General features: G+C 67.6%; 23 protein-coding genes. 12 read left to right on the top strand and 11 right to left on the bottom strand.

Features of this window, described 5'->3' with window-relative positions:
• Positions 1-9: 9 nt before the first annotated feature.
• From DX03_RS15105 to DX03_RS15090, 4 genes are all read left to right on the top strand, one after another.
• The gene (locus tag DX03_RS15105; protein WP_038690058.1) at positions 10-2373 is read left to right on the top strand and encodes a DUF5682 family protein; all 2364 of its coding nucleotides are present in this window, start codon (positions 10-12) and stop codon (positions 2371-2373) included.
• On the top strand, positions 2370-3566 hold the full coding sequence (locus DX03_RS15100; protein WP_038690057.1) for a VWA domain-containing protein: 1197 nt from the start codon (positions 2370-2372) through the stop codon (positions 3564-3566). Before DX03_RS15105 ends, DX03_RS15100 begins: the two co-directional genes overlap by 4 nt.
• A 148-nt stretch (positions 3567-3714) precedes the next feature.
• Entirely contained in the window at positions 3715-4044 is a 330-nt protein-coding gene (locus DX03_RS15095) for a hypothetical protein (RefSeq protein WP_185753364.1), read from the top strand.
• Positions 4045-4068: 24 nt separating this feature from the next.
• On the top strand, positions 4069-4452 hold the full coding sequence (locus DX03_RS15090) for a YbjQ family protein (RefSeq protein ID WP_038690053.1): 384 nt from the start codon (positions 4069-4071) through the stop codon (positions 4450-4452).
• Between the two features lie 297 nt (positions 4453-4749).
• Here the strand turns inward: DX03_RS15090 and DX03_RS20460 are convergent, their stop codons facing one another.
• The 3 genes from DX03_RS20460 to DX03_RS15075 all read right to left on the bottom strand — a co-directional run bounded on the left by DX03_RS20460 (position 4750) and on the right by DX03_RS15075 (position 7264).
• A complete protein-coding gene (locus DX03_RS20460; RefSeq protein WP_051598881.1) occupies positions 4750-5373 on the bottom strand; it encodes an SMI1/KNR4 family protein in 624 nt (207 codons plus the stop codon).
• A 2-nt stretch (positions 5374-5375) separates the two neighbouring features.
• Complete coding sequence (locus DX03_RS15080) at positions 5376-6014, bottom strand: SMI1/KNR4 family protein (protein WP_038690051.1); 639 nt, start codon at positions 6012-6014, stop codon at positions 5376-5378.
• Between the two features lie 176 nt (positions 6015-6190).
• On the bottom strand, positions 6191-7264 hold the full coding sequence (locus tag DX03_RS15075) for a NucA/NucB deoxyribonuclease domain-containing protein (protein WP_038690049.1): 1074 nt from the start codon (positions 7262-7264) through the stop codon (positions 6191-6193).
• A gap of 394 nt (positions 7265-7658) precedes the next feature.
• Here DX03_RS15075 and DX03_RS15070 point away from each other — a divergent pair, with 394 nt between their 5' ends.
• The 3 genes from DX03_RS15070 to DX03_RS15060 all read left to right on the top strand — a co-directional run bounded on the left by DX03_RS15070 (position 7659) and on the right by DX03_RS15060 (position 10437).
• Entirely contained in the window at positions 7659-9041 is a 1383-nt protein-coding gene (locus tag DX03_RS15070; RefSeq protein WP_244880134.1) for a serine hydrolase domain-containing protein, read from the top strand.
• A 31-nt stretch (positions 9042-9072) separates the two neighbouring features.
• The gene (locus DX03_RS15065) at positions 9073-9483 is read left to right on the top strand and encodes a hypothetical protein (protein WP_185753363.1); all 411 of its coding nucleotides are present in this window, start codon (positions 9073-9075) and stop codon (positions 9481-9483) included.
• Positions 9484-9558: 75 nt separating this feature from the next.
• Positions 9559-10437, top strand: a complete 879-nt coding sequence (locus DX03_RS15060; RefSeq protein ID WP_038690043.1) for an SDR family NAD(P)-dependent oxidoreductase — start codon at positions 9559-9561, stop codon at positions 10435-10437.
• Positions 10438-10503: 66 nt separating this feature from the next.
• On the opposite strand, the gene DX03_RS15055 is transcribed toward DX03_RS15060, so the two are convergent.
• The 4 genes from DX03_RS15055 to DX03_RS15040 are packed head-to-tail and all read right to left on the bottom strand — an operon-like array spanning position 10504 to position 13641.
• Positions 10504-11313, bottom strand: a complete 810-nt coding sequence (locus DX03_RS15055) for a hypothetical protein (RefSeq protein WP_038690041.1) — start codon at positions 11311-11313, stop codon at positions 10504-10506.
• A 30-nt stretch (positions 11314-11343) separates the two neighbouring features.
• Entirely contained in the window at positions 11344-11526 is a 183-nt protein-coding gene (locus tag DX03_RS15050) for a hypothetical protein (protein WP_038690039.1), read from the bottom strand.
• Positions 11523-12659, bottom strand: a complete 1137-nt coding sequence (locus DX03_RS15045) for a PepSY-associated TM helix domain-containing protein (RefSeq protein ID WP_038690036.1) — start codon at positions 12657-12659, stop codon at positions 11523-11525. Before DX03_RS15045 ends, DX03_RS15050 begins: the two co-directional genes overlap by 4 nt.
• Before the next feature lie 58 nt (positions 12660-12717).
• Positions 12718-13641, bottom strand: a complete 924-nt coding sequence (locus DX03_RS15040) for a LysR family transcriptional regulator (protein WP_038690034.1) — start codon at positions 13639-13641, stop codon at positions 12718-12720.
• A 108-nt stretch (positions 13642-13749) separates the two neighbouring features.
• Between DX03_RS15040 and DX03_RS15035 the strand changes: the two genes are divergently transcribed.
• Positions 13750-15273, top strand: coding sequence for an MFS transporter (locus DX03_RS15035; protein WP_038690032.1), 1524 nt, complete (start codon positions 13750-13752; stop codon positions 15271-15273).
• Here DX03_RS15035 and DX03_RS21260 read toward each other — a convergent pair.
• Both DX03_RS21260 and DX03_RS15030 read right to left on the bottom strand, forming a co-directional pair.
• A complete protein-coding gene (locus DX03_RS21260; protein ID WP_244880133.1) occupies positions 15257-15403 on the bottom strand; it encodes a TonB-dependent receptor in 147 nt (48 codons plus the stop codon). The genes DX03_RS15035 and DX03_RS21260 overlap by 17 nt on opposite strands.
• Before the next feature lie 282 nt (positions 15404-15685).
• A complete protein-coding gene (locus DX03_RS15030; RefSeq protein WP_038690030.1) occupies positions 15686-16099 on the bottom strand; it encodes a GFA family protein in 414 nt (137 codons plus the stop codon).
• A 164-nt stretch (positions 16100-16263) separates the two neighbouring features.
• Here DX03_RS15030 and DX03_RS15025 point away from each other — a divergent pair, with 164 nt between their 5' ends.
• Positions 16264-17241 (top strand): Lnb N-terminal periplasmic domain-containing protein, encoded by a 978-nt coding sequence (locus DX03_RS15025; protein ID WP_038690028.1) that lies wholly within the window; start codon positions 16264-16266, stop codon positions 17239-17241.
• On the top strand, positions 17238-19187 hold the full coding sequence (locus DX03_RS15020; protein WP_038690026.1) for an esterase/lipase family protein: 1950 nt from the start codon (positions 17238-17240) through the stop codon (positions 19185-19187). Before DX03_RS15025 ends, DX03_RS15020 begins: the two co-directional genes overlap by 4 nt.
• Positions 19188-19472: 285 nt before the next feature.
• Here the strand turns inward: DX03_RS15020 and DX03_RS15015 are convergent, their stop codons facing one another.
• Positions 19473-20843: an MFS transporter gene (locus DX03_RS15015; RefSeq protein ID WP_038692455.1), complete on the bottom strand. Its 1371-nt coding sequence runs from the start codon at positions 20841-20843 to the stop codon at positions 19473-19475.
• A gap of 92 nt (positions 20844-20935) precedes the next feature.
• Here DX03_RS15015 and soxR point away from each other — a divergent pair, with 92 nt between their 5' ends.
• Complete coding sequence (soxR, locus tag DX03_RS15010) at positions 20936-21370, top strand: redox-sensitive transcriptional activator SoxR (protein ID WP_181393942.1); 435 nt, start codon at positions 20936-20938, stop codon at positions 21368-21370.
• 231 nt (positions 21371-21601) lie between these two features.
• Here the strand turns inward: soxR and DX03_RS15005 are convergent, their stop codons facing one another.
• Positions 21602-22321 carry a short chain dehydrogenase gene (locus tag DX03_RS15005; RefSeq protein WP_185753362.1) on the bottom strand — a complete coding sequence of 240 codons (720 nt, stop codon included), beginning with the start codon at positions 22319-22321 and terminating at the stop codon, positions 21602-21604.
• On the opposite strand from DX03_RS15005, the gene DX03_RS15000 reads away from it, so the two are divergent.
• A complete protein-coding gene (locus tag DX03_RS15000; protein ID WP_038690022.1) occupies positions 22302-23183 on the top strand; it encodes a LysR family transcriptional regulator in 882 nt (293 codons plus the stop codon). The genes DX03_RS15005 and DX03_RS15000 overlap by 20 nt on opposite strands.
• The last annotated feature ends 176 nt before the right edge of the window (positions 23184-23359 follow it).

Below are 23359 nucleotides of genomic sequence, written 5' to 3'. Positions count from 1 at the left end.
GCCACGCCAATGAGCCAGAGCGTTTCCCTGTTTGGCGTCCGCCACCACGGCCCGGGCTGCGCACGCAGCCTGCTGGCCGCCCTGCATGCGCTGCAGCCGGACTGTGTGCTGATCGAAGGTCCGGCCGGTACCGAAGCGCTGCTCACGCATGTGAGCGACCCGGCCATGGTGCCGCCGGTGGCGCTGCTGTCCTATAGCGTGGACGACCCGCAGCTGGCGGTCTTCCATCCCTATGCACTGTTCTCGCCGGAATGGCAGGCCCTGCAGTGGGCGCGCGAGGCGGGCGTGCCGGTGCAGTTCATCGACGTTCCCCCGGCGCTGTCGCTGGAGTGGCAGCAGCAAGCCAAGGCCGGACAAGCCCCGTCGATGGCGGAGGGCGAGGGCGACCTGGACGCTGCGACGGCCGAGGACACCACCGCCGTCACTGGCCCAGATGATCTGCCCGCAGTATCGACCGATGCGCCGCTTGAGGAGGCCCCGGCCACCGACGCGGATCCGCCGCTGCCGTCCGACCCGCTGGACTGGCTGGCGCGTGCGGCCGGCTATGGCGACGGCGAGGCGTGGTGGAACCACATGGTCGAAGAGCGCGGCGATGGTCAGGATCTGTTTGCCGCGATCGCCGAGGCCATGCACGAAGTGCGCGCGCACGCCCCGCCGCGGCCTTCCGCGCGGGCGGCGCAGGACGCCATTCGTGAGGCGCACATGCGCGCCGGGCTCCGGGCAGCGTGCAAGCAGTACCAGCGCATCGCCGTGGTCTGCGGTGCCTGGCACGTGCCCGCACTGGACGCGGCCGCGTTGGCGGCCCACAGCGTCACCGCCGACAACCGTCTCCTCAAGGGCATGCCCAAGCGCAAGACCCAGTCCACCTGGGTGCCGTGGACCTACCGTCACCTCAGCGCCGGCAGTGGCTACGGCGCCGGTGTGGATGCGCCGGGCTGGTATGACCACCTCTGGCGCAATGCCGGCGCGCGCCATCAGCGCGCCATCGGCTGGTACGCGCGCGTGGCCGGCCTGCTGCGTGAAAGCGGGCTCGACTGTTCTTCCGCACACCTGATCGAAGCGGCCCGGTTGGCCGATACGCTTGCGGCGATGCGCGAGCGGCCGGCGCCGGGCCTGGAAGAAATCAACGATGCCACCCGCAGCGTCATCTGCAATGGCGACGACACGCCCATGCAGCTGATCCGCGACAGACTGTTGCTCGGTGATGCACTGGGCAGCGTGCCGCCGGCCGTGCCGGTGGTGCCGCTGCAGCGCGACCTGGAAGCGCAGCAGAAGCGCCTGCGGCTCAAACCCGAAGCGCTCGCCCGCAACCTCGATCTGGACCTGCGCGGTGACACCGACCTGCAGCGCAGCCATCTGCTGCACCGCCTTGCCTTGCTGGACATCCCGTGGGGCCAGTTGACCCATGCGGGTAATTCGGCACGCGGTACGTTCCACGAGTACTGGCAGCTGGCCTGGCAACCGCACTTCCAGGTCGACCTGATCGATGCCAGCCGGCTCGGCCAGACCCTGGCCGCTGCCGCCAGCCAACGTGCCCTGGAAGAGGCTCGCCACGCCACGCAGCTCTCGGTGCTGTCGGCGCTGGTCGACCGCGTGTTGCTGGCCAACCTGCCCGAGGCGGTCAGCGCCATCGCCAGCGAGCTGGAAGCACGCGCGGCCACCGACGCCGACCCGCTGACGCTGCTGGACGCCCTGCCGTCCCTGGCCAACGTGTACCGCTATGGCAACGTGCGCCGTACCGAAGGCGAGCAGGTGGCCCATCTCTTCGACGGCATGCTGCAGCGGGCCTGCATCGGCCTGACGATCGCCCTGTGTGATCTGGATGACGGCCGCGCCGAGCAGGCGCGCGAGACCCTGTTGGCGGCCGACCGTGCGATCGCCCTGCGCGGCGACGAGGCGGGCCAGCAGGCCTGGCGGCGCAGCCTGGCCACTGTTGCGTTGTCGACCACCACCAGTGCGCTGGTGGCTGGCGCGGGTACGCGACTGCTGCTCGATGCGGGCTACCTGGATGGCACGCAGGTGGACCTGCAGCTGCAGCGGGCGTTGTCGGCAGGTGCCGAGCCGTTGCCGGCTGCCCAGTGGCTGGACGGCTTCCTCAACCGCAACGCGACCGTGCTGCTGCACGATGATGCGGTATGGCACCTGATCGACGCGTGGGTCTGTGGGCTGACCGATGAGCATCTGGTGCAGGTGCTGCCGCTGGTAAGGCGCACGTTCGCCGAGTTCGAGGCCGCCGAGCGCCGCGACCTTGGCGAGCGCGTGAAACGCGGCGTGGGGGCCGCCCCGGCAGCGGTCGTCGCATCCACCTGGAACACCACGCGCGCCGAGCGCGCGTTGCCGATGCTGCGCGAACTGTTTGGAGTGGATGCATGAGCGAGCTCACCGATCCGGCCGCCTCGGCCGTCCCGACCACGCGTGCCGAGCGCTGGCGCCTGATCCTGGGCCAGGAAAGCAGCGCCAGCTGCGGCGCCCTGAGCGCACGGCTGCAGGGCGTGGATGCCGCCTTGGGCGCGCTTTACGAGCCACACGGTCCCAACGGCCTGGCCCGTCGCGGCGGGCGGGGCGGTTCGGCCCCGAACGTGGCGCGCTGGCTGGGTGACATCCGCCGCTACTTCCCGGCGTCGGTGGTGCAGGTCATGCAGCGTGACGCGCTGCAGCGGCTCGAGCTGCGCCAGATGCTGCTGGAAAAGGAAATGCTGGAGAACATCCAGCCTGACGTGCACATGGTGGCCAACCTGGTGGCGTTGTCCGGGGTCATCCCGGCCGAGACCAAGGAGACCGCGCGTCTGGTGGTACGCAGCGTGGTCAACGACCTGCTGCGCCGGCTGGAAGAGCCGATGCGCTCGGCGGTGAGCGGGGCGCTGGATCGCGCGCGCCGCAACCGCCGCCCGCGCCATGCGGAGATCGACTGGAACCGAACCATCCGCGCCAACCTGCGCCACTGGCAACCGGCGCTGCGCACGGTGGTGCCCGAGACGTTGATCGGCTACGGGCGCAAGGCACGCAAACCGCAGCGCGAGGTGCTGCTGTGCATCGACCAGAGCGGTTCGATGGCCGCATCGGTGGTCTATTCCAGCATCTTCGGTGCCGTGATGGCTTCCTTGCCGGCAGTGTCGACCAAGCTGGTGGTGTTTGACACCGAAGTGGTGGACATGAGCGAGAAGCTGGATGACCCGGTGGATCTGCTGTTTGGTGTGCAGCTGGGCGGTGGCACCGACATCCACCGCGCGGTCACCTACTGCCAGGCCCAGATCCGTGAGCCACACAGTGCCATCCTGGTGCTCATCTCGGACCTGTACGAGGGCGGCGTGGAGAAGAAGCTGTTGGCGCGCGCGCTGGAACTGGTGGAGGCGGGCGTGCAGTTCATCGTGCTCCTTGCGCTCAGCGACGAGGGGGCGCCTGCCTACGACCAGCATCTGGCGGGCCAGCTGGCCGCGCTTGGGGTGCCGTCATTCGCGTGTACGCCCGATGCCTTCCCCGGACTGATGGCGGCGGCCATCCGCCGTGACGACATCCACCAATGGGCGGCCGGCAACGGACTGGTGACCACGCGCCCGATCCGATGAGGGCAGGGCTGCACCGTGGCCGTGCGACATGCTCAAATGGCGCGACGCGAACATCCTGGGGGCAAGAATGAACATCGGGGGGCAACGGGGCGCTGGCACATCCGCGCGTTCGCTGGGGCTGGGGCTCGCGCTGGCACCCATGCCCGCGATGGCGTCTGACTTCCCGGGCATGCTGACGGTGTTCGTCGGATTGCCGTTGCTGCTTGTAGCAACGCTGGTGCTGGCCGTGCTGCTCATCTTCCGCCGCCACGGCTGGGCGCGCGCACTCGGCATACTGTGTGGCGTGCCTGTGCTGCTCGGTGGCGTGTACATCGCCTGCGTGGACACGTGGCGATTCTGGCCCAGCGTGGGGCACAACGAGTTCGGCTTCAGATTGGTCATCATCCTGGGCTGCGGGCTGTTGTGGCTGTGCGTGCTTGCCCTCCTATGGCTGTTCTGGAAGACCCCGCCACGCGGGACCACACCCCAGTACCCCTGACCCTTATTCTCAGTGGAGACAACAATGGCAGATCCTTACAACAGCGGACCCCGGAGTCCGCCCGCACTGCGGCTCGACGATTCGATGGTCACCACGGCAATGGAACTGCCGGGCTTCCGGGTCGTGCGCAGCCTGGGCGTGGTGCGCGGCATCACGGTGCGCTCGCGTTCCATCGTCGGCAATTTTCTGGGTGGGTTGCAGACGATCTTCGGGGGCAACATCACCATCTACACGGAGCTGTGCGAACAGGCCCGGGAAGAGACCTACCGCGACATGGCCAAGCACGCGCGGATGCTGGGGGCGAACGCGATCATCGCGATGCGCTATGACGCTACCGATGTGATGACCGGTCTTACCGAGGTGCTGTGTTACGGCACGGCGGTGGTGGTGGAGCCGGTGCGGTTGTAGTGCCGGGTAACGCTTCGGTAGTTCGAGGCCGAGGTGTTGCTCGGCCTCTGGTGCTCCCTACGGCGTCCATGCCAACTACGTGGTCAGTTCCTTCGTGTGTCTACAGCAAGCAGGGTCATACTGCCGCTTGGATACCGCTCTATCATCTTGGTCATCCCGAGTCCCAGCGGAGGAGGGGCCAGAGCGTGCGGGATGATCTCCTGGCAACGTTGGTTAAGTTCGATCAGAAGCGAACGCCAGGTTTAGGTGGATGAGCCGATCACCAACGCCGCCTCATGGGTCACAGTTGTGGGTCTTTCATCTGCGAAAGCTTGCTTGGTAGGAGCTGACGAGCTCCTGGATGAGATCCAAAAAAGTCTCCTCACAGTCATATCCCTGGCGGCTGTACATGACCGTCCATGGCTCGCCTTTGGGGCTCGCATTGATCGGGTCGAACAGGACGAACCAGTCATAGTCCGAAGGCTCAGCAGTTACCTGGATGGCGTCGCCCATGCGATAGGTCACATCCTCGATATCAAGTAGCGGGTCCTTGGCGTGCGCATTCGCCCACATCGCGACGATCTGCGCATTGTCGTCCCCGAACTTTCGGACCAGCTCCACGGGAAGCAGGACGCAACAGTAAGTTCCAGGAACTAGAAAGCCGTTCGACTCCAAGAGGAACTCCCGGTAGCTGTCAGGGAACCTAAATCCAAGTCGCTCTTCAGCGTCAGCGATCTGTTGGGGTGTTGCGCCCTTCTGACCCAGCCATGTCAGTTCCTCACGGCCAACTTTTGATGCAAGCATGGCTAGTGGTGCGTCTGGGAATGCGTTGATGAACGGCTCAAGGCCGTGGTACTCCATGGGGTCACCCTTGCCCCGTTCGATCCTCTCGAGTCCCACTGCATTGAGCTCCACAAGAAGCTCTTTCCACAAGGCGCTCATGTCTATTTTTCCTGGTACAGGCGAAGGCCGTAATTCACTGAGAAGAGCTGGAGCTCCATGAACTGCTCAAAACCATCGATGTATTCCGCGCCCTCATGAACGAGTTTCACCACCTCCACCTCTCCCTTTGGTGACTTTTGCTGTGGGTCAAGAAGGACGAATTCGGGGCGGTGATTGGGTGGGCCCGAAAGCTGGATCGTGCCCTCAAGGCTATTCTGGACGTAGTCGTCCACTTCAGCTGGCCAAGTGTCCAATGTCTCTCGGTAGAACCGTGCTACGTCTGCATGGTCGTCGCCGAAGTGCGCGATCAGTTCTACAGGCAGGATCGAGCTTGTTGATTGGCCTGGCATGAGAAAGCCGTTCGAAACGCGAAGAAATGCGGTGTAGGTAGAGGGCAGCGTGACGCCCAGCCGCTGTTCGGCGGATGTGATCTGCACCTGCGTTGCAGGCGGCATACCAAGCCAGGTAGCGTGCCCGGCCATCGCAGAAATCGCAACCTGGGCCATTGCGCTGTTTGAGTGCCGGTCGACAAACTGCTGCATCCCCAACTCAGGGGGAGGGTTCGCCACGATGTACGGGATGCTGGTGAGACATGCTTGATTGAGATCGGTGAGGAGGCGGCGCCAGTCTTGTTCGTTCATGGACTTCTCGATCCTTAGCAGTTCAAGGGAGTTCTGTCGCGCTCGTACCTTGAGATGTTGAGGCGGACACGTGGCTTTCTTCCTGGCATGTACACTTTGCTGAGATCATGGCGGGCCAGAACATAAGCTCCGTCTGCCAGCTACAGTTGGTCTGGCATTTCCGATCTGCACTTCTACTACTCCACTACCCTCACCCAGAACTCCTCTCCATCGAGCACCCTCGCTTCCGTGCACAGGAACCCTCCTAGTCGATTGCCAACCTTCTGGTTGTCCGCGCCAAGAATGTACTTGACGGACATTGAGGTTTCCGGGACCAAAGAAGCGCCTTGGTTGGTAGATGCGAAGGGGTACTCATCGCAGTTGAGACCTGCCTCGTAGCCCTCCGGAAATCGCTTCCTGCACAGTGTTCCCGATGCATTTCGATTGGCATTGTTGATCTTGTCATCTCTCGTGCGGGTCAATGCCGCACCGCGGCGCGCAGGATCTACATGCCAGCGTCCTATCATGCCAGGAAGAATCTCCTGCGCGATTTTGATGTGCGTTGCTGATTCATCCGTTTCCGAGTCGGAAAGGCTGACGTCAAACACCGCGGGATACTCCAGGAATCTGCACCCAGATGTTCGCTTCTTGGACAGCGTGTCGCAGCGCAATTGCGGCGCGACCATTTGTATTGGCGTCTGGTCGACGTTGAATCGGGTCAAAACCAGCTGTGTGTTCTGACTGGTCTTGCCATCGTCCGTATCGAAGCGAAGCGCTGCGGAGAATTCGTAGATTCCTGGTCCACTCAGCGTTTGTGGCTCAAACTGCTGCTTCTCAGTGCAACTGCCGCAGTATAGATCGGGGGCTACGATCAGCCCGGCCATTGCGTTGCCTTGTATGGCTTCAAACTCGACGCGGACGCGGTGCGTCCATGCGGTACGACTTTGCGGGACAGACACATAGTCATACATCGTCACGTTTGCCACTTCTTCCTCACCCGTTTCCGGGTTGTGTGAGGAGTACGTCGCGACCCGTTTTACGCAGTAGTGCTTTCGCGAGCCAGTGGCTTCTTCCTCATCCTTGTCGGTCGCATCCTTGCACGCCTCCTCGAAGGACATCTCCGGATTCTGCAGGCTGTGCTCGTACTGCCGCAGTTCGTCCAACGTCATGCTGGCGACCATTTCTTCATCGGTGGGGCAGCCTTCTTCATCCTGCGCATAGGCAGGCAATGCGAACAGCGCGACGGCCAAGGCCAACGGGGTGAGCTTCATGTACTGCTCCTGGAAGTTGGATGCGTGGCTGCATCCGGTATCCCGGTGTTACGCCTGCTCAAGGCGCTTCGATGTAGGGAAACTGCACGGCGTGCGCGAAGCGTGACGCTCCGTCGGCGGCGGCTGTGCCGCACTGCACGCTTGGCGACGGGGAAGTGAGTTGGCGGCACGGCTACATAACCATCCGTCACTGTCAGCACGTGTCGCGATCAGCCGCTTCATGCGCGTTCGAATCAGAATCGGCGGTAGGGACGTGCATGCCGAGGCCGTGCTGCCACGTCCTGCGCCGTCGTTGAAACCGGCCGCCATCTATCCGATAGTGTCCCGGCCACGCACCTGCCCCGGCGCGGTGGACATTCTCCAAACGGACGAGGTGGAATGCATGCGGCGGTTGATGATTGTCGGAATTGCAGCCCTGCTGCTGGTCTCACTGGCGTCCCATGCCAAGCCACCGGTGGCGAAACAGGACACGGCCCAACAGGCCCTCACGGCGTGGCTGGCCGCCTTCAACAACGCCGATGGCGATGCCCTGCGCGCGGTGCGCGAGACGTACGGCATGCGCTCCAAAGGCCAGGCCGATCTGGATTTCCGCAAGGACACCGGCGCCCTGCAGATCCTCGAAGCCAGGCCGGGCAAGCCAGGCACGGCGCAGGTACTGGTGCTGCCAACGGTGAATGACCGCGCGATGCACGTCACCGCGACCGTCGACCCAACATCAGGCGCGACCACGCTCCAGTTCGAAGGCGCCGAAACGCCGCCCCGGTTCGCGCCCAAGCGTGTGCCCGAAGCCGCCCTCCTGGCCGAGGCGACGACCCGGCTCGACGCATTGCAGGCGTCGGACGAGGTGGCCGGTGCCTTCCTGGTCGCCAGGAACGGCGAGGTGCGCATGCAGTGGCACGGTGGCCTGGCCGACCGCCAGCGTGCGCTGGCCGTCTCCCCCGACACGCGGTTCCGCCTGGCCTCGTTGAACAAGATGTTCACTGCCGTGGGGATCCTGCAGCTGGAGCAGGCGGGCAAGTTGACCCTCGAGGATTCCTTGGGCAAACACCTGCCCACCTACCCGAACCGTGCGGTGGCCGACGCAGTCACGCTGCGCCAGCTGCTGAACCACACCAGTGGGCTTGGCGACATTTTCGGCGAGAAGGCCAGCAGCAATGCCGCTGCGCTGCGCACCCTGCAGGACTATTGGGCGGTGTTCGCCGACGAGCCGCTGGCCTTCCCGCCGGGCAGCAAGGACCAGTACTCGAACTACGCCTACATTCTGCTGGGCTCGGTGATCGAGGCGGTGTCGGGCCAGTCTTACTACGACTATGTGGATACCCACGTCTACCGGGTTGCGGGCATGACCGCGACCGGATCACTGCCGGAGTCGACCCCGGTCCCGGCAAGGGCGAACGCGTATACCCGGGTGGATGGAAAATGGACGCTGGAAACGGCGTCGCTGCCCTGGCGCGGCACCTCGGCGGGCGGTGGCTACAGCACGGTGGGCGACCTGCTGAAGTTCGGCGAGGCACTGCGCACGGGAAAGCTGCTGGCTCCGCGTGCATTGGCCGCAGCCACCGCGCCGCAGAACACCATGGCGTGGTATGGCTATGGCTTCATGGTGCGTGGCCAGGGCAGGGAGCGTGTGTATGGGCACGAAGGCGGGGCACCCGGCGCAAACGCGGTGTTCTATGTGCTTCCCGAGCAGGGCTATGTACTGGTGGGGTTGAGCAACGTGGATCCGGAGGCGATGGGCAATGTGGTCAACTTCGTGGCCAACCGGCTTCCCTTGTGAGCGTGCTCGCGCGGACACAGGCGGCAGCACGGTGAGCGCGTACCTCGCGGGTCCGTGCCTGGGCAGGCGCCTGGCGCGGTTGTATGTGGGCCTTCTGGCCTGTCTGCCACTGCCGGCGCTGGCGTCGGATTTCACCGGCCTGCTCACTGGCATGACGCTGCTGCTGCTCGCGGCCACCCTGGTGATGCTGCTGCCCTTGCTGCTGGTCCGCCGGCATGCCTGGGTGCGGTGGCTGGGCACGTTCGTGGGCGTGGGCGTATTGCTCATTGGCCTTGGCACCGCGGGCGTGGATACCTGGCGGCTGGTGGCCCGGACCGAGGCCAACGACGTGCTGTCGGTGGGCACCGGCCTGCTGCTCTACCTGCTGCTATGGCTGGCCATTGCCTACACGACGTACCGTCTTCAGCGCAGGCCGCCCGGACCGGGCACACGCGGGCGCTGACGATACCTGCAGCGTATCGCCACGGCACGCAACAGGTATTGGCGGCGCACCCCGTCGCTGCCCGATGCTGTGCGGATGACGACATCGAATCCCGTTTCCTTCGACGGCCAGGTGGGCCTGGTGACCGGCGCGGCCAGCGGGCTGGGTCTGGCCTATAGCCGCCTGCTGGCCCAGCGCGGCGCACAGGTGGTAATGCACGACGTGGGGGCAGGGCTGGATGGCACCGGCCAGGATCCGCAGCGGATTGCCCGCACGGTCGCGCTGCTGCGCGAGGGCGGGCTGGGCGTGCATGCGGCACACGGCAGCATCGACACGCGCGCCCACTGCCAGGCCTTGGTCGCCGCGATCCTGCAGCACCACGGTCGCCTGGATTTCATCATCCACAACGCCGGTTGGGTGGAATACCAGCCGATCGAGGCGCTGGATGACGAGCACTTCGACCGCATGATGACCCTCGCTGCCAAGACGCCGCTGTGGCTGGCGGAGGCCGCGTGGCCGTCGATGCAGGCCAATCGCCATGGTCGCATCGTGCTCACCACGTCCGACCGTGCGTTGTACCCGCAGTATGTGCAGAAGGGGCTGGCGGCCTATGCGGCGGCCAAGCTGGCGGCGGTGGGCATCGTCAACGTGCTGGCCGCCGAGGGCGCAGCGCACGGCATCGTGGTCAACGCGGTGTCGCCGGTGGCCAAGACCCGCATGTGGGGCGTGGAAGGCGAGCCGGACGAGCTGCACCCGGACGCGGTGGCCCCGGGCGTGGCGTTCCTGGTGTCCCGTGCATGCGTGGACGGCGGCTGGATCCTGCGGGCCAGCAACGGCCAGTTCCACGCCACGCGCAGCACCGAGGCCGACGGCGTGGCGTATCCGCGCGATTTGCGTGCGGTGCGTGCCGGCAGCATCGAGGACATTGCCGGGCAGTGGCCGGCGATTGCGCCGACGGTGGCGGAACCGCGCTGACGGCCGCCCGCAGCGGCGCGCAGGCGCCGACATTGCGCGGCGCTCACGTCGCGGTCGTGCCGACGGTCACCGCTGTGCAGGATGCCGGGCGCGCAGACCCTGGGTGAGGCGGAACACATCACTGACGACGTACAGGCCGTCGCGTCGCTGCAGGTGCTGGTTGTCCGGGCCGTCCACCGCGCTGGCGAGCAGCACGAACTGGTGGGCAGGATCGGGCTGGTGGACCAGCCCGAACAGGGCGTGCCGATCCAGATAGCTGCCTTCGTCCGACGCCGGCGTGCCACGCGCACGCAGCGCGCGCAGGGTGTCCATCGTGGGCGGCTGACGGTCCACGTAGTCGTAGAACTCGACGATTGGTGCGCCGTGGGCGACCTGCAGCACGTACATGGCGTGGAAGTGGTCGTCCACCTGCACCGAGGCCACGTCGCCGGCGCGCCACAGCGTGAGCGATTTCTTGTGAGGGGGACGGCGTGCGGGCATCAGCGGTGCGCTTTGCAGCAGCGCGCGGATCTCGCCACTCTTGCGGTAAAAGTGATCGCTCAGGGCCACGGCGTCGTTGAGCGCGGTGATCGCGGTGAGAGCACGGGCGGTCAGCGCAGGTGCGTGAAAGCCCTGCTGGTGCAGCGCGGTGGCCAGTGCCAGTGCGGTCGTGTGGCGGTACAGCGGAGTGGTGATGCTGTCGTCACTGTCCAGGATGCACTGCCAGCGCAGCATCAGGGTGGCAATGACCTCCGCGCCGATCTCGGCCGGATCGCGGGCGGCCTTGTCCGGGGCAAGGCGCGCCCGCAGCGCGCAGCGCTTCACGTCCGATTCGATGGCTTCCACCAGTTCGCCGCCGGCCAAGTGGTTGAGCACGCTGCGGTAGGTGATGGTCATGGTGGCCTTTCGGTGTGCAGGCCGGACAGTTTAACGGGTGCGTTTGACCCACGCGCGCACGGCCAGCGCCACCAGCCCGGCAAAGACCACCCACGACACTACATCGAAGATGCCATCGCCGAGCAGGGCGCTCACCAGCCCGAGCAGGCTGGCCAGGGCGATCCAGGCGGGGGCAACGAACGGGCTGCGCGGGGCGGAGGAGGGCCGGCTCATTCGGCTGCTCCGGTGCGTGCGGCGCGTTCGATCTCACTCACGCGCGCGTCGGTGTTGCCGCGCTTGAACCACAGGTACAGGCCGCTGATGAGTACGCCGATCGTGAGCAGATCCAGCAGCGCCCAAAGGATTTTCAACGGCAGCTTGCCGTAGTCACCGAAGTGCAGCGGCTGGCTGAGCAGCAGCACGCTCATGTAGAGCGGCAGCTGCGGCTGCGCGGTGAGCGCGCCGGTCTGCGCGTCGATCAGCACCGGGCGGTACAGGCGCTCGGTGAGTGCGCTGTTGCCCTGCATGAACACGCCATAGTGGTGGTTGCCGCTGTAGCCGGTGCCGGGGAAGCTGACGAAGGCCGGGCGCATGCCTGGTTCGGCGGCGCGCGCGGTGTCCACCGCGGCCTGCAGCGAGGCCAGCGTGGTGGGGCGTGGCTGACCGGCGTAGCGCGCGGCGAATTCGCCGAGCTGTTCACCTTGCCAAGCTTGTTCGAGCGGCTTGGCGATGGTGTTGATCGCCCCGGTGATGCCCACCACGAGCGCCCAGCCCAGGGTGACGATGCCCAGCACGTTGTGCAGGTCCAGCCAGGCCAAGCGGCGGCTGCGCCCGGTGCGCAGGGTGCCGAACGGCTGCTTGCGCATGAACGGGCCATACAGCACCAGGCCCGAGATGATCGCCACGGCGAACAGCAGGCCCATCGCGCCCATGAACAGCATGCCGGGCAGGCCCAGGAACAGGTCGGTGTGCAGGCGATACAGGAAGTACATCACCCCTTCGTTGAACTGCGCGGCCGGCAGCACCTCGCCGCTGATCGCATGCAGCAGCGCGGTCTGCATCTGCGGCGGCGGGGTGTCGGCGCGGGCACCGGTGTTGACGTACACGGTGGGTGCGTCCGGGTCCCAGCCGACGAACAGCGGCACGTTGCCCGGGTACTGCGCCAACGCGGTGCGCACCTGTGCGTCGAGATCGCGCGGGGCGGCATCGGTGGCCGGTGCGTCCACGTGCGGTTCGGCCAGGTGGGCGATCTCTTCGCCAAACACCAGCGGCAGGCCGGTCAGGCACAACAGCAGCAGGAACACCGTACAGACCAGGCTGGTCCACTTGTGCACGAGGAACCAGGCTTTGAGGGTGGATCGTTGCATTCGGCTGGCGCAGGGCTGGCGGGGATGCGGGCGATGGTACGGGATGCAGCCGGCGCGGTCAGCGCCGCGGGCGCGGCGCAGGCGGCGACGGCGCGGCGTTGAACAGGTGCTCGGCCATGAAGTCGATGAACACCCGCAGGCGCGCGCTGGGCTGCCGCGTGCCCGGCCACAGCAGTGAAAACTGGCCGGGCTGCCGCGGCTGGTCGGGCAGCAGCGCCCGCAGCCGGCCGTCGGCCAGCGCGTCGGCGGCCAGGAAGTCGGGCATCCACGCCACGCCCAGCCCACCCATGGCGGCGGCCAGCAGGGCTTCCATGTTGTTGCAGGTCATCACCGTGGCCAGCGTGGCGCCGGCATCGCCCTCGTGCCCGGGCAGCAACCACGGCTGCAGCTTGCCCGTGGTGGGGTAGCGGAAGCGCACCGCCGGATGCGTTGCCAGCTGCGCCAGCGTGGCCGGTTCCCCGTGCGCATGCAGGTGCGCCGGCGCGGCGCACAGCACGAAGTGGAACGGTCCCAGGCGGCGCGCCATCAGGCTGGAGTCGGCCAGTTCACCGCTGCGGATCACCACGTCCAGCCCTTCGCTGACCACATCGACCAGGCGGTCATTGAAGTCCAGCTCCAGCTGCACGTCCGGATAGCGTTGCCGGAACAGCGGCAACAGCGGCAGCAGGAAACGGTAGCCAATGGTGGGCAGGCCCACCCGCAGCAGGCCGCGGGGCGATTGCTGGCGCTGGGCCAGGTCCGCCTGCACATCGGACAGCTCATCCAACGCGCGTCGGCAGCGCTGCAGCAGCAGCTCGCCTTCTTCGGTGAGGTGCACCCGCCGCGTGGTGCGCTGGAACAGGCGCACGCCCAACTGCTGCTCCAGACGCGCAATGCGCTTGCCGACCGTGGAAGGTGACAGGCCCAGGCTGCGGGCAGCGCCGACGAAGCTGGCGGTTTCGGCGGTGCGGACGAAGGCGAGCAGGGCGGTAAGCGAATCCATGGGGGCGATGATTGCGGAACAAACGTCCGTAATCAAATGCCTTGGCGGGCATTTTTGCCGGATAGACGCCGCTGTATCGTCAATTTCCCCTTGTTGTCTGGAACCACCATGTATTTGTTGTCCCGTGATGACCTGCGCCGCGATCCGCGCTGGGGCGTGCTGGCGGTGTGTCTGGTGGCGCTCGCGCTGCCGTTGTCGTTCTCGGCCGGTGCGGTGGCGGTGCCCGCGCTGGCCGGCCGGTTCCAGGGCGCGCCGAGCACGCTTGCATGGGTCACCAACGCCTTCATGCTCAGCTTCGGCAGCCTGCTGCTGGCCGCCGGGGGGCTGGCGGACCGGTTGGGTCGCCGCCGGCTGTTCCTGTGCGGCAGCGCGGGCTTCGCACTGGCGACGTTGGCGGTGTGCGTGGCCGCGGACCTGCGCGCGCTGGACCTGGCGCGTGGCGTCCAGGGCGTGGCGGCCGCCGCCGCGTTGGCGTCGGGCAGTGCGGCGTTGGCGCAGCGTTTTGAGGGCCATGCGCGTACGCGGGTATTCGCGCTGATGGGCACGATGTTCGGGGTGGGGCTGGCGCTGGGGCCGCTGCTGGCCGGCCTGCTGCTGCAGACGCTGGGCTGGCGCGCGGTGTTTGCCAGTGGTGGGGTGCTGGCGCTGGCCGGCTGGGCGCTGGCCTTGCGCCACCTGGACGAGAGCCGCGGCCCGCCGACGCGCCTGGACGTGGCCGGCATGCTTTGTTTCAGCCTGATGCTGGCCGCGCTGACGGTGATGCTGCTGGTGCTGGCCGAGCACGGGGTGGGGTCGCCACAGGTGATCGGCGCGGCGCTGGCCACGCTGCTGTTGCTGGTGCTGTTCGTGCGGGTGGAAGCACGTGCGCGGCCGCCGCTGCTGGATCTGTCGCTGTTCGCGCAGCGCCGCTTCCTGGGCGTGCAGTTGCTGCCGGTGGCCACCTGCCTGGGCTATGTAGTGTTGTTGGTGGTCCTGCCGTTGCACCTGCTCGGGGTGCAGGGTCAGTCGCCGAGCCGGGTGGGTCTGCAGATGCTGGCGTTGTCGGCGCCGATGCTGGTGCTGCCGATGCTGGCAGCCGGCTGGTCGCGACAGGTGGGCGCGGCGCGGTTGTGCGTGCTGGGGCTGCTGGTGTGTGCGGCGGGGTTGTATGCGCTGTCACGCCAGGTGCTGCACGCACCACCCGCGCAGTGGTGGCCGGCGCTGCTGCTGATCGGCGCGGGCACCGCGCTGCCGTGGGGGCTGATGGATGGTTTGTCGGTGAGCGTGGTACCGGTGCAGCGCGCGGGCATGGCCGCGGGGATCTTCGGGACGGTGCGGGTGGCCGGCGAGGGCATCGCGCTGGCTGCGGTCACTGCGTTGCTGGCGATGCTGGTGGCGCAGCGGTTGGCGGTGGACGGCGGGTTGCCGGCCGCCACGCTGGCGCGGGCCGGCGCCTACCTGGCCACCGGGTCGCTGGCGCAGGCCACCGCACTGCTGCCGGGCCTACCGCCGCAGGCGCTGCAGCAGGCCAGCAGCGAGGCGCTGGTGGCGCTGCTGCGCGGGCTGGCCGTGCTCACCGCCGGCAGCGCGCTGCTGGTGCATGCGCTGCTGGGGCGGTCGCCGGCACCGGCGGCGATCAGAACCGGTAGCTGATCGTGCCGGTGACCGTGCGCGGGTTGCCGGTGAAGCAGTCACCGAAGTTGCGGCACGGCGCGAAGTATTTCTTGTCGGTGAGGTTGGTGATGTTCAGCGCCATGGTCCAGTCGGTGACCTGTGCGAACACGCGCCGACGACGTGACCGGCGCGGCCGTCACATGGCTGTCGTACCGGCCTCACCTGGCCTATGCCGGGGCGCCGGTAACGTGACACGTCCCCGTCCCCCACGGAGAAACGCCATGTGGTTGCTTGACCGACTCTGGCCCGCACGCCCGGCTCCCGACGCCGCTACGCCCCCGCCGTTGCCCGATGCCGCCCAGCGCAGGCTGCTGCTGAAGCGGCCTGCACGCGCGGGCCGCACCCGCATGGCGCCCTGGCAGAAAGTGGGTACCCCGGCGCGGCGACGCAGTCACTGAGCCGGCGGCCGGTCGGCAGGGTGGTTGACCCCGTCGTTCACCGGCACCTCGCCCAGCGCATACGGATTGATCCCGTCCAGGCAGCCCAGGTTGTAGCCGTACTCGTCCGGCGATGAGCGCCGCTGGTGGTGGGTGTAGATGCCGCAGGTGCCGCAGAACCAGTGCTTGGCCACGTGCGTGTTGAACTGGTACAGCCGCAGCGCGTGCTTGCCTTCGATGACCTCCAGGTCGGCCAGCTTCACCGACCCGACGATGGCGCCCTTGCGCCGGCACAGCGAGCAGTCGCACCGCCGCGGCGACAGCACGCCGTCGGGCAGGTGCAGGCGCAGGACCACCGCGCCGCAGTGGCAACGGGCCAGGTGGTGGCGCTGGATCGGCACCCCGCCGATGGAATGAATACCGGGCATCGCAAGCGCCTCCTGTGCGCAATGGGGACGCCGCCAGTATGCCGCCGGCCCAAGCTGAACACGCGGACATGTAACCCACACCGCGGTTGTGGCTAACTAGCGCCCCCGAACCAACGATGGACCGACGCGTGAAGAAGGCAGGACGATGGGGGCTGGCGCTGTTGATGCTGGTCGCAGCGCTGTGGGTGACCGGCCTGTTGGCCTACCAGCTGCCCGGACCGGGCTGGCTGCGCTGGGTGGCCATCGCGGCGTGGGCGGGCTTTGCGCTGACCACGGCGGTGGGCGTGGCGCGTGCGCGGGCAGGGCGCTGGCCGGGTGCGGTGTACGTGGGCGCGCTGGTGCTGTGCGGCGTCTGGTGGCTGCTGCTTACCCCGCGCCAGGACCGGGTGTGGGCCGACGACGTGGCGCAACGGCTGAAGGTGGTCGAATTTGACGGCACCCACGTGGTGCTCGACAACGTACGCGCCTTCACCTGGCGCAGCGAGGACGACCACGACGTGCACTGGGTGCGCCGCAGCTATGACCTGGACCAGCTGCGCTCGGCCGACCTGGTGATGTCGTACTGGATGGGGCCGATGATCGCCCACACGCTGATCTCCTTCGGCTTCGCCGACGGTCGCCAACTGGTGTTCTCGCTGGAGATCCGCAAGGAGCGCGGCGAGTCGTTCTCGGCGCTGGGCGGGTTCTTCCGCAAATTCGAAATGACCCTGGTGGCGGCCGAAGAGACCGACATCATCCGCGTGCGCAGCAACGTGCGGGGCGAAGACGTGTACCTGTACCGCCTGCAGGGCATGACCCGTGAGCAGCTCAAGGGCCTGTTCGTGTCCTACCTGGGCGAGGCGCGCAAGCTGGACGCGGCCCCGGCGTTCTACAACACCCTGACCAGCAACTGCACCACCATCGTCTATGAGCTGGCCAAGCAGATCGCCCCCGGCCTGCCGCTGGACTACCGGCTGCTGGTGTCGGGCTATTTCGCCGAATACGCACGCGACCTGGGCGTGCTCACCCCCGGCGTGGACTTTGCCACGCTGAAGGCGCGGGGCCGCATCACCGACCGCGCCCGCGCCGCCGGCAACGACCCGGCGTTCTCGCAGCTGATCCGCCAGGGCGTGCCGGGCATGCACCAAGGAACCGCACCATGATCTCGCCCCACGCGTTCCCCCGCCGCCTGCTGCCGCTGCTGGCGGTGGTGCTGTCGCTGCTGCTGTCCAGCGGCTGCGCCATGGTCACCATGAAGCAGGTCGCGCCCACCGACTATCTGGCCAACAAGCGCGGCGACGTGCTCACCTCGGGCAAGCTCAGCGCGGCGTCGCAGGAAACCCTGAGCGTGGTCGGGCTGGACGAGGACCTGTGCGCCAAGGACGTGGTCACCTGCCAGAAGACCCTGGTAGACACCGCGGTACTGCCGGAAGAACAGCGTCTGTCGGCGCTGTCGGAGCTGTGGGTGAAAACCGCGCTGGGGCTGAGCCCCAAGCCGAAGGATCGCGACAAGCATCCGATGAGCGATGCGGCGCTGGATGCATGGCTGGAAGCGGCGCGTTACGCCTATGCCTACCTGTTCTTCAGCGGGCGCACGCCGTCGGACCGTGCCTTCGAAGACCGCCAGACCCAGGTGCGCGACTACTACAACTACGCCGCCGAGCAGACTGCGGCGGTGGTGTTCAAACGCGCCCGCGAGAGTGCGCTGGAGGGCGAGGACTACAACGCCCCGGTGGCGGGCGAGCGCTGGACGCTGACGTCGGACTTCGACGAACTGCGCATGCCCAGCATTCCCACCCGCATGGTGTCGGCCTCGTCGGTGAGCTTCGCCGGCCTGCGCAGCACCTACCGGCGCGATGGCTTCGGTGCCGAGCTGGTGGTGGTGATGGACCCGCCCAAGCTGATTGCCGCCGCCGACGGCACCAAGGCGGAGATTCCGCAGTACAGCGAGATGTCGGCGATCAACGCCACCGCGCTGCTGCGCTTCAAGGGCGACAGCCTGCAGCAGGTGCTCGACACCACCCAGGTGCTGTTCGATGTGTATTCGCCCGAGTCCACCGAAAGCGTGGACCTGCACGGCGAGAAGGTGCCGCTGGCCGGCAACTTCACTGCCGCCTACGGCATGTGGCTGGCGCAGTCGGGGTTTGCCACGCAGTCGCTGCGCACGCTGTTCGGGCTGAGCGAGGGCATTGGCGAACCGCACATGTACCTGATGCAGCCGTGGGACCCGAACCGCCGCATCATCTTCATGCTGCACGGCCTGGGCAGCAGCCCGGAGGCGTGGGTGAACGTGGCCAACGAGATCATGGGCGACCCCGAGCTGCGCAAGCACTTCCAGGTGTGGCAGGTGTATTACCCGACCAACGCGCCGATTGCGTTGAACCGGTTCGAGATCGACGCGGCGTTCGACAACACGCTCAAGCACTTCGACCCGACCGGCAGCAGCCCGGCGTCCAAGGACATGGTGTTCATCGGCCACAGCATGGGCGGCGTGCTGGCCCGACTGCTGGTGACGTCCTCCGGTGACGTGCTGTGGAACGACCTGCTGGCCAACTACGACCTCAAGGGCGAGCGCCTGAAGCGGGTGCAGGCCAAGCTGGGACCGCTGCTGCATTTCAACGCCGAGGCGAACGTGGAACGCGCGATCTTCATCGCCGCCCCGCACAAAGGCACCGACATCGCCGGCAACCGCGTGGGACGCCTGATCGGGCGCCTGGTGCGCCTGCCGATCACCATCCTGGGCAAGTTCGATGACGTGTTCCAGGCCCTGCAGCAGTCGGAAAGCCAATCGGCGCAGCCGACCAAGCTGCAGATTCCCAACAGCATCGACAACCTCAAGGCCAGCGACCCGTTCGTGAAGGCGGCCGGCGCGTTGCCGATCATGCCGGGGCTGAAGTACCACTCGATCATCGCCCAGCGCAAACCCGACGTGCCGCTGCAGCAGTCCGACGATGGCCTGGTGCCGTACTGGAGCGCGCACCTGGACGGGGCGGTGTCAGAGAAGGTGATCATCTCCGGGCACAGCGTGCAGGAAACCCCGCAGGCCGTGCTGGAAATCCGCCGCATCCTGCGCGAAGACCTGAAGGAAGTGGGCGACACGCACCCGTGAAGCGGGGACCGGCCGGCTGAAACGCGCGCGGCGGAAAGCGGGCGCGGGCGTGGATGTGCTTCCACCGGTGAACCGGCCTGATCGGCGTAGTGCACCCGCCCGGCGCCATGCACCCGCCCGTAGAGCGGGGCTCTGCCCCGCTGCCCTTCGCGCGGGAAAAGACAGCCGGGTAGAGCGGGGCTCTGCCCCGCTGCCCTTCGCGGTGAAATGCAGCCGGGCAGAGCCCGGCGCTACGATCAGGGAAAAGACAGCCGGGCAGAGCCCGGCTGGACGCGCGTGCGGTGTTCAGATCCGCCGGGCGACGACCACGCTGGCCACGGCCAGCACCAGCATGATGGCGTAGGTGAGCAGGTAGCCCAGCATCACGTTGCCCTGCAGAAACAGCGCGAACAACGAACCGGAGATCGCCAGCGTGGTGGCCACGCCCAGCGCTTCGCTCAGCTGCAGCGCCGAGGTGTTGGCACCCTGCTGCGCGGGCGGCGACAGCGACAGGGTCAGCACCGACAGCGCCGGGTAGATCAGGCCCATGCCAAAGCCGGTGAGGGTCCAGCCGGCCAGCGCGAACCACAACGGCGTGGCCGGTTGGATCGCCAGCGACGTGGCCACGATGCCCACGCACATCAACAGCGCGCCGATGACCAGCAACTGCTGGCGCGTCCAGCCGCGCTGCTGGTGGCCCTGCAGCCACGAGCCGCTGAACCAGCCCAGCGCGCCCAGGCTCAGCGCCACCCCGGCCAGCAGCGGGCTCAGCCCGCGTTCGCGCTGCAGCAGCAGCGGCAGGAAGGCTTCGCAGCCGAAGAAGGCCGACGCAGCGATGCCACGCAGCGCAATCACGCTGGGCAGCCCCCGGCGCAACCGCAGCGTGCCGGTGGGCAGCAGCTTCCAGCTGCACAGCGCCAACAGCGCCAGTGCCGGTGCCAGCATCGCCAACGCGGTCCAGCCCTGTTGCTGGCCGCCGATGTACAGCAGCAAGGCCCCGGCGGCGGCCCCGATCGCCCAGCGGATGACGCGGTCATCGTTGCGTGCCGACGGCGGCGGCGCGCCCACGTCGCGCAGGGCGGGGCGCATCAGCAGGGCGGCCGGCACCGCCAGCAGGGGCACGATCAGGAACACCCAGCGCCAGCCCAGGTGCTGCACGATCAGCCCGCTGATGCCAGGCCCGATCAGCGACGGCACCACCCAGCCGGCCGAGAACGCGGCAAAAACCCGCGGCCGCATCGACTCGGGAAAGGTGCGCCCGACCATCACATACAGCGACACCGAGACCGCACCGGCCCCCAGCCCCTGCAGCAGCCGGCCCAGCACCAGCTGCGGCATGGTGTGGGCGAACCCGGCCAGCAGCAGCCCGGCGATGAAGCAGCCCAGGCCCAGCCACAGCGGCCGCGCCGGCCCCAGCCGATCGCTCCAGCGCCCCGCCAGGGTCATGCCGATCACGCTGGTGGCCAGGGTCCCGCCGAAGGCCAGCGCGTACAGGCGCAGGCCGTCCAGTTCGTGGGCCACCGTGGGCATGGCGGCGGCCACGGCCAGCGCTTCGAAGCCATACAACGAGACCAGCGCGACCATGCCGATGGTGGTGGCGCGGTAGCGGGGCGACAGGATCGACGGCGTTGGCACGTCGGCAGGGGCCGCGGCGGCGGCGGTTACATCGGAAGACATGCGGGATACCAGGCAGCGGACGGGCAGGGTGTGCTTGCAGCGCATCCCCGCGTCACGCAGGATGCCACCTGAACCATGGTTGAGGTCAAGCAGTGATCGCGCAGGAACTGAGTGTGGGTGAAGTGGCCAAACGCAGCGGGGTGGCGGTGTCGGCGCTGCACTTCTATGAACGCAAGGGGCTGATCCGCAGTCTGCGCACCGCCGGCAACCAGCGCCGGTTCGCGCGCGATGTGCTGCGCCGGCTCGCGGTGATCCGCGTGGCCCAGCGCGTGGGCATGCCGCTGGAAGCGGTGGCGACCGCCTTTGCGGCGTTGCCGGAGAACAAGACGCCGACCAAGGCCGAGTGGGCGCGGATGTCGGCGTTGTGGCGCAGCGAGCTGGACCAGCGCATCGAGCAGTTGTTGTTGCTGCGCAACCAGCTGACCGACTGCATCGGCTGCGGCTGCCTGTCGTTGAAGCGCTGCAGGCTGGCCAACCCGGGCGATGCGCTGGGCGACCAGGGCGATGGACCGCAGCGGTGGGGGTGAGGGGGCTTACAGGGCGTGCGGGGTGTCTGGTGGTCGGGTGACGTCACCACGAACCGGTTGGCGTATCTACCGTTGGTCGATACGCCAACCGGCTGGCACCGCGGGGAGCCGGCCAGCGGCCGGCACTACCGTTCTACCGACCAACGGTCGGTAGCTACCGTTTCGTTCGGTCGTTGACGCCGGTAGGTATCGACCGTTGGTCGATACGCTTCATCCGCCCACGGCCACACCTCACCATACGTTGAACACCTGCCCGCTCTGCACGCCTTCCACGCTGCGCTGGTAGGCCAGCGACGCGCGCTGGGCGGTGACCGCTTCAAAGCCGGGGAAGTAGGCGCCGTAGTCGGCCAGGGATTCGACCAGCACGTTCGGGCTGACCACGTTGATGCGCAGCCCGCGCGGCAGCAGTTCGCAGGCGGCGCCACGCGCGAAGCCCTCCAGCGCGGCGTTCACCGCGGTGGCATTGGCACCGTCGCGGATCGGCTGGGTGCTGACGATGCCGCTGGTGAGGGTGATCGAGCCGCCCGCCGTGAGGTGGTGCTGGGCCGCCAGCGCCAGCCGTACCTGGCCCAGCAGCTTGTCCTGCAAACCCACGTTGAACTGCGCCGGCGTCATGGATCCCAGCGGGCCGAAATGCAGCTTGCCGGTGGTGGCCACCACCGCGTCCACCGTGCCGACCTGGGCGAACAGGGCCTGCACGCTGGCATCGTCGGTGAGGTCCACCTGCACGTCACCGCCATGGCGGCCGGCGCGGATCAGCTGGTGATGGGTGCCCAGGGTCGCGGCGACGGCCTGGCCAAGGGTGCCGCTGGCACCGACGAGAAGAATCTTCATGCGGGAGGCTCCAGAAAGGACGTGCAGCCAGTCTGCGCCCGCGGCGGCAGTTCGGTAACCGGCGTATGCTTTGCAGATTGCAAACCAGTGGTTATCAATGGATACCTTGCGCTGCATGCAGGCCTTCGTGGCCGTGGTCGAACACGGCAGCTTCAATGCCGCCGCCGAGCACATGGCGGTGTCGTCGGTGATGGTGGGCAAGTACATCCAGCAGCTGGAAACGCACCTGGGCGTGCGCCTGCTGCAGCGGAACACGCGCCGGCAAAGCCTCACCGATGCCGGGCGCAACTACCTGGCCGGCTGCCGCAGTGTGCTGGAACAGGTGCAGCAGGCAAACGCCAGCGTGGCCGGCCTGCAGGCCCAGCCCCAGGGGTTGCTGCGGATCAGCGCGCCGGTCACCTGGGGCAGCTGCGTGCTGGCCCCGCTGGTGGCGCAGTACCTGGCCGCCTACCCGCAGGTAACGGTGGAGCTGGACCTGAGCAACCGCCGGGTGGACCTGATCGAGGAGCAGTTCGACGCGGTGGTACGGATGGGGCGGATCGGCTCGGCCGAATGGGTGGCGCGGCCGTTGCCGCCGTACGCGATGCAGATCTGCGCCGCGCCGGCCTACCTGCAACGCAAGGGCATTCCGCAGCACCCTGGCGAGCTGCGCGATCACGACTGCCTGACCCACGTGGCCTGGCGCGGGGGGCATGGCTGGCGCCTGCGCGGGCATCCCGAGCAGGACTGGTCGGAGCATTCGCGGCTGCTGTGCAACGACGGTGATGGCCTGCGCCGTGCCGCCTTGGCCGGGGCCGGGCTGATCCTGCAGCCGGCGGTGCTGCTGGCCGACGACATCGCCAGCGGACGGCTGCAGCCGGTGCTGGCCGACTACCTGCCCGAACCGCGTCCGCTGCACCTGGTGTACCTGCCGGATCGCCGCCCGCGGCCGAAGTTGTCCAGCTTCGTGGATTTTCTGCTGGACCGGATGACCCGGTAGAGCCACCCACGGGGTGGCTGTCGAGCTGGACCGGTAGAGCCACCCCATGGGTGGCTGTCGTGCGATCACGGTTTCCGTCAGCCACCCATGGGGTGGCTCTACCTTGCGATCGGGGTTTTCTTCAGCCACCCATGGGGTGGCTCTACCTTGCGATCGGGGTTTCCGTCAGCCACCCG

The sequence above is a fragment of the Stenotrophomonas rhizophila genome, from assembly GCF_000661955.1.
Taxonomy (GTDB): Bacteria; Pseudomonadota; Gammaproteobacteria; order Xanthomonadales; family Xanthomonadaceae; genus Stenotrophomonas; species Stenotrophomonas rhizophila.
This window is presented reverse-complemented; position numbering and strand designations above follow the sequence as displayed.